5 protein-coding genes and 1 pseudogene are annotated in these 6,072 nt (G+C 59.5%); 4 read left to right on the top strand and 2 right to left on the bottom strand.

Features of this window, described 5'->3' with window-relative positions; all coding sequences use genetic code 11:
- Positions 1–44 precede the first annotated feature (44 nt).
- The 4 genes from B2W55_RS29350 to B2W55_RS29365 all read left to right on the top strand — a co-directional run bounded on the left by B2W55_RS29350 (position 45) and on the right by B2W55_RS29365 (position 4,549).
- Entirely contained in the window at positions 45–602 is a 558-nt protein-coding gene (locus B2W55_RS29350; RefSeq protein WP_024579625.1) for a DUF2975 domain-containing protein, read from the top strand.
- A gap of 5 nt (positions 603–607) precedes the next feature.
- Complete coding sequence (locus B2W55_RS29355; RefSeq protein WP_080891073.1) at positions 608–856, top strand: helix-turn-helix domain-containing protein; 249 nt, start codon at positions 608–610, stop codon at positions 854–856.
- 100 nt (positions 857–956) lie between these two features.
- On the top strand, positions 957–1,874 hold the full coding sequence (locus B2W55_RS29360) for an SIR2 family protein (RefSeq protein ID WP_080891058.1): 918 nt from the start codon (positions 957–959) through the stop codon (positions 1,872–1,874).
- Positions 1,871–4,549: a hypothetical protein gene (locus B2W55_RS29365; protein ID WP_145987183.1), complete on the top strand. Its 2,679-nt coding sequence runs from the start codon at positions 1,871–1,873 to the stop codon at positions 4,547–4,549. The genes B2W55_RS29360 and B2W55_RS29365 overlap by 4 nt, the downstream gene beginning before the upstream one ends.
- A gap of 263 nt (positions 4,550–4,812) precedes the next feature.
- Here the strand turns inward: B2W55_RS29365 and B2W55_RS29370 are convergent, their stop codons facing one another.
- Together B2W55_RS29370 and B2W55_RS29375 are read right to left on the bottom strand one after the other, a co-directional pair.
- Entirely contained in the window at positions 4,813–5,817 is a 1,005-nt protein-coding gene (locus tag B2W55_RS29370; protein WP_024579629.1) for an NADPH:quinone oxidoreductase family protein, read from the bottom strand.
- Between the two features lie 2 nt (positions 5,818–5,819).
- Positions 5,820–6,072: pseudogene (locus B2W55_RS29375) on the bottom strand (enoyl-CoA hydratase); the annotation flags it as partial.

The raw sequence follows: 6,072 nt of genomic DNA on the forward strand, positions 1-6,072 counted from the left end.
GGCCGTAACGGCCTGTTTGGCAAAAAAATTTTTGGATGGGTGCGATGGGGATATCGGTTCGCGAGCAGCGCCAGCTTTGGTTTCGCAGGCTCGATCGGGCGTTCTGGGTGATCTGGCTCTCGCTGCCCGTGGTGCTGTGGCTGGCCTACTACCGCACCACGACCGCCCCGGGCACGATTGCGGAAAGCCTGGGCGGCGAGCAGGCGAAGTGCGCCAGCATCGTCGTCAACCCGCTTGCGATGTCGACCACGGGCCAGTTGCTGTTCTGGTCGCTGTTTGCGCTTGGGGTATCGTTTTACGCCGTGCTGATCGGCATGCTTCATCGGATGGTGAACCGATTCGCGAACGGCCGGATCTTCGTGTCCGAGACGCTGCAGGGCGTCTGGTGGATGGGGATCTTTCTGGTGGTGTGGCCGTTCATCGATACGATCACCACCAACGCGGTGATCTACGTCCTGTACCGGATCGGCGACATCAAGTTCCTGCTGCTGAACTACAACCTCGACGTCGGCACCATCGCAGGCGGCGTGTTCCTGATGGCGCTGAAATTCGTGATCGAGCACGCCATCCTGTTGCAGTCCGAACACGACCTGACGATCTGAGGATGATGCTGGTGCCGATCGTCGTGAACCTCGATGTCATGCTCGCAAAACGAAAGCGCCGCCTCGGCGACCTCGCGGACGCCATCGGCATTTCGATCCAGAACCTCTCGATCCTGAAAACCGGCAAGGCCAAGGCGATGCGCTTCTCGACGCTGTCGGCGATCTGCCGGGAGCTGGACTGCCGGCCGGGCGATATTCTGGAGTACGTTCCGGGCGACGAGGGCGGCGACGCCGAGAGCGGGGAGGGCGGTTGACCCGCGCGGGATCTGATAAATCCAGATTTCAAGCGTGTGTGAATCGATGCGGCCGATGATAGAATGAGGTGTTCGTTTTGCCGTTTGGTTGCCAGCCAGCATGAAATTTATTGAAGCAAGTGCCGACATCCCATCCGAACTGATCCACGCGGTCAACGATGGAGACGTTGTCTTTCTCTGCGGCGCTGGAGTTTCCAGGGGAGTTGGATTGCCGTCGTTTCAAAAGTTGACGGACGACGTCTATGCGTCACTGGGGGAGTCGCGCGACAACGAAGCTGCCGAACGGATCGCCTATCAGCGCACGGAATATGATCGCGTGCTGCGCTCGCTTGAAAGACGTACCCTTCTACCGGGAAGGGATTCTCGTGTCCGTGCTGCCGTGGAGGACCTTCTAGTACCGCCACGAGACGCCGATCTCTCGCGTCACCTCTCGTTGCTTCGTTTATCGCGCGATCGGTCGGGTCGGACTCGGTTGCTCACAACGAACTTTGACACGCTCTTTGAGCGTGCGGCGCAAGGAGCCGTCGTGCCTTTCGCCAGTCATGCCGTTAAATCGGTCCCCCGGCCCGGAAGCCCACGTGACTACGGTGTTCTGCACCTTCATGGGCGGCTCGCCGATAAATCGCTGAACTTGGAAGGATCCGATCTCATTCTTACGAGCGCCGATTTTGGTGATGCCTATCTCCGCGATGGCTGGGCATCGCAATACGTTGAAGATCGGATGCGGCTCAACACGCTGGTGCTAGTCGGCTACGGCGCTGAAGACGCGGCCCTTCGCTTGTTGCTGGAGACGCTGGATGCAGATCGCGAGCGATTCCGCGACCTCAAGGACATCTACGCGATGGAGGTGCGATCAGATGATTCGGCGTCGCTTTGGAACGCAAAAGGCATTAAGCCGCTAGAGTTTCCGGATCATACCACGATCTACGATGCACTGGCAGAGTGGGCCAAGTACGTCCAGGACCCAGCAAATTATGGCCGCCAGCGCGTCGAAGCCATTCTAAGACGAACGGCGTGACCAGCGGCATGGATGATCTTACATCGAAAAATACGCCTGTTGACGTTTCGGAATTTGAACGCGAGCAATTGCGGTTCTTTCTCGGCAGCGGAGATATGGTTGGCATTCTTAGCGAGGTAAATCCGTCGCTTGCGTGGCTTCCCATACTTGCCGGAATGAACTTGCTCACGAACAATGCGATTCTGCCTGTCTGGGTTGAAAGAAATTTCTTCAGTCTGGGCGCCGTTAAAGATATCGTCGAAAATATCCGGTTCTTTAAGGCAGAAAGCGCGGGGATTCTCGAAAGTCGGCTCAATGCGCAGCGTGATGCGCTGGATCCTCTTCTCGCGAGATGCTGGCGGCTTATCATTCGCCACATCCACAACTCAGAACGAAGCACGCTGCAGAATGCGTGGTTTCAGTTGGCGCCACGACTCAGGCAGGGTGAACTTTCTGCGGAGGTGCTGGAACGCCTTTCGGGTATTCTTACGCCCAAGCTGTTCGTAAGCAAGCGGTTGGGTTGGTATGATGAACCCGGTCGCAAGGTCGAGCGGCCCGGCGACGTGTTCTCGATCAAGTACGAAGTTGAGGACGGTATTAGTGAGGCAGATTTCTTCAGCGCTTGGCCGAGAACTGCTTCTGCTCCTGTTGAAGAGCAGCTAGTGCGAATGCTGACGAACTCACTGGCCGGAGTTCTTGCAGATGCGATTGATGTAGAAGTTGAAAGCAATGTTGGCCTTAGCATCACCGATGTGGATGTTCCATCCATCGCGCAACATGAGCAAAACGCCTTCCACAAGGGCTTCTTACCGATTGTACGAATTGTCGCCGAACTTTGGTCTCGTTTGGCCAACAAGAGCGTGCACGTAGCACGAGCTATTTTGCTCGAATGGCTGAGCAGCAATTTCCGGCTTGTGCATCGGCTCGCTTTGTTTGCCGCTGCTGACCCGAGCATTAGTCCCCAACTGGCTGCTCGGGTGTTGCTCAATCTCCCGCAGGGCGAGCTGTTTCTAACGAATTCGCAAGTCGAAGTGCATAGGTTGATTCGTGGTCGATGGAATGAATTTTCTGCCCGGAGCAGGGGGGTGATTGAGAAGCGGATAGTCGCCGGACCACCGGTCGACTGGTTCAAAGAGGGAGCAGACCTTGGTCGTCCCATGGATAGCTGTCGTTTTCAGCTCCTACTGGATATCGAGCGCAGCGGCGTCCCTCTCGGGAAGCAGGCGGCAGAATTGCTGCGTGAAATCAAGCACCGATATCCGAAGTGGCGCGATGTGGAGCCCGAGAAGGCTGGCTTTACGATGTGGCAAGGTTTGGTTACGCCGGTAGTTGGCACGAAAGACAAGCTTGCGTCGGTTCCAAGCGAGCAACTCATCGATGCTGCCAAGAAGGCCGCCGCGGAAGCCGACTTCATGGAGGGGGATTCCTGGCTGGGTCTTTGTCAGTCAGAACCGGAGACGGCATTCCACGGTATCGAAAGTGCGCCGACCTCTGATCGCTGGCACGAATGGGCGTGGCGTCCCTTGCTCTGGGCAGCGAACAAGATCACCAACGTGGATGAGCTGAACCGCATGGCTAGCTTGGTGGCAAAATGGCCGGATGTGGCCCGATTTGACGAGGCTGCTTCGGGCGCAGCTTTCTGGATGGACCAGGTTTCGGACAAACTCAAAGCGCCTATCCTCTGGAAACTATGGGATTTCATTGAGCGTCGATCGCCCAGGCGGACTGAATCTTCGAACAATGACTTATTTACTGAGGCGCTAAATGATCCATCAGGCAGTCTCGCGTCCGTCCTGTTGAAGAGGACGCCGCGCCCCAAAGGACACATCGAGCTGGGGAACCAACTGCGCCGTCGTTACGAAACTCTGATCAGAGGCGATGACGCTTTTGCCATGCTCGCTCGTGTTCGCCTATCTGCCGCAGTACCATTCTTGTTTGAGCGTGCGCCCGGTTGGACGACAGAGAAGCTTCTACCGTTCTTTGAATGGAGCTCGCCCGAGGCTCTCGCGATGTGGTCGGCGCGAAAGTACTCAAATCACATCGGTTCAGCCGAGCTGTTCGGACGGACTAAGGTCCCCTTTTTTGAATTATTCTCGCGGCCCGAAGTTACTGAGGAAGAGCGCAATGTTTTTGCCGATTGGCTTGCGGCAATATTGCTTGCCAATCGGGCGGGTAACGCGGCCTATCCGCTCACGGCCCCGGAGGTGCGGTCGATCTTGCGCCGCGCAGGACATTCAAGCCTATCATCTTTTGCTCATAAACTAGCTATGGAGATGGAGAGAGCTAGTGCGGTCCAGAAAGTAAAGGTCTGGACCGAAGTCGTAGGACCGGTCTTCCAGGGAGCGTGGCCGCTTGACGTGGAGTTGCAAACGCCAAGAGCAACTTTTAAGCTCGTACAGATATTGCTCGCTACGGGCGCGGCATTTTCGGTCGCCGTCACGGCGATCATTCCATTTATCCGTGCGGAAAATCCGCGTGATCATACAAGCATCTATTCCATCTCCCAAGCGAGCGAGGATTTCTACAGGGCTGCACCTGAGAAGCTGCTCGACCTTTTGAGTGCAGTTGCCGGAGACGCTCAGGAACGAAGCCTCTATGGACTGTCAACCGCGCTTCAAAAGCTCCACAAGGTTGCTCCGCAGCTAGCTCAGACCAAACTATTTCAACGATTGACCTCGCAGGCCGCTCCACGGTGAGGGGCAGTCGTCTGGGCCCCAAGTCTCCTCTCTGTCAATCGATCCATGGCGGCTGCCAGCAAGAAATGGCCGCGATCGGTCACGATCATTCGTGTTTCTGCCTGAGCCCGGCGCTTACTTCGCCGCTTGGCTGCGCGGCGGATTGAGTACACTAGAATTGTGCATCTCTGCGATCTGGTGATCGGAAAGATCGAACACGTCGACGTCATCGGCAGGCTTGTCGAGCAGTGGCTTGATTGCAGACGCGCACCCGTCCGCGCTTCCTACTCCGGCAGTAACACGATCTTGCCGATGACCTCGCGGCCTTCCACGCGGCGCAGCGCGTCCGCGAACTGCGCGAGCGGCAGTGAACGATCGACGGGGGCGCGCAGCTTGCCCGCCTCGAAGAGGCTGAACAGCTCGTCGAACAGGACGCCGACCCGCGCGCGCAGCGCAGCGTCGGCCTTGCTCTTGCCCCACGCCATGTAGAAGCCCCAGTAGAGACCGATCACCGTCAGGTTCTTCACCAGCACGAGGTTGGCCGGGATCTCGGGAATGCGGCCCGAGGCGAACCCGATCGGCAGCAGCCGGCCGAGCGGCGCAACGCAGCGCAACGACTCGTCGAACACGTCGCCACCCACCGGATCGAACACGACGTCGACGCCGCGGCCTCCGGTGATGTCCAGCACGCGGTCGCGGAAGCCGCCATCGCGGTAGTCGATGGCGTGGTCGGCGCCGTAGTCCTTGACGACCGCGACCTTGCGCGCACCGCCGGCGGTTGCGATCACGGTGGCGCCGAGCGCGCGGCCGATCTCCACGGCGGCCAATCCGCTCGCGCCGGCCGCGCCATGCACCAGCAGCGTCTCGCCGGGCTTGAGGTCGGCACGCCATTTCAGGCCGGCATAGGCCGTCGCATAGATGGTCGGAAACAGCGTCGCGCCCTCGAAGCCCAGGCGGTCGGGGATCGGGAAGACGTTGGCCGCATCCACGATCGCCTGGTCCGCGAATCCGCCGGAGGGCAGGCCGGCGCAGACGCGGTCGCCGACCTTGAGCTTGGTGCGGACATCGGGCGCGATCTCGCTCACGATGCCGCCGATCTCGGTGCCCGGGATGAACGGGATGCTCGGCCGGTTCTGGTGCTTGCCGGCGATGAACAACAGGTTCGCGAAGCTGACGCCGGCGGCGCGCACCACGACACGGATCGTGCCCGGCGCCAGCGCGGGCGGGGCGGTCTCCTCGTAGACGAGGTCGTCGATGCCGCCGAAGCGGCGGCCGATCACGGCGCGCATTGTCAATCTCCGACGGTGCCGTGGCGACCGGAGCCGGACGCGAACCGGCTGGCGCCTGCCTGCGCTTCCTTGCGGCGGGCCTCGATGGAGAGCTCCGTCTCCAGCGCGATGGCGTCCGCCTCGGACAGATTCCACTGCCGGATCGCCGACATCCGGTCCGATCGCATCGCGATCTGCGGAAACGACGCTATCTGATGCGCCAGCTCGACCGCGGCGGCCAGCGCCTGGCCGGTCGGGACAAGCCGATCTGCGAGG

Origin of the sequence: Bradyrhizobium sp. UBA2491 (assembly GCF_002341725.1) — a bacterium.
In the GTDB taxonomy this organism is placed as follows: Bacteria; Pseudomonadota; Alphaproteobacteria; order Rhizobiales; family Xanthobacteraceae; genus Bradyrhizobium.

Coding starts and splice junctions, on each gene's coding strand:
- B2W55_RS29350 (WP_024579625.1), top strand. CDS start 45: ATGGGGATATCGGTTCGCGAGCAGCGCCAGCTTTGGTTTCGCAGGCTC.
- B2W55_RS29360 (WP_080891058.1), top strand. CDS start 957: ATGAAATTTATTGAAGCAAGTGCCGACATCCCATCCGAACTGATCCAC.
- B2W55_RS29370 (WP_024579629.1), bottom strand. CDS start 5,817: ATGCGCGCCGTGATCGGCCGCCGCTTCGGCGGCATCGACGACCTCGTC.
- B2W55_RS29355 (WP_080891073.1), top strand. CDS start 608: ATGCTGGTGCCGATCGTCGTGAACCTCGATGTCATGCTCGCAAAACGA.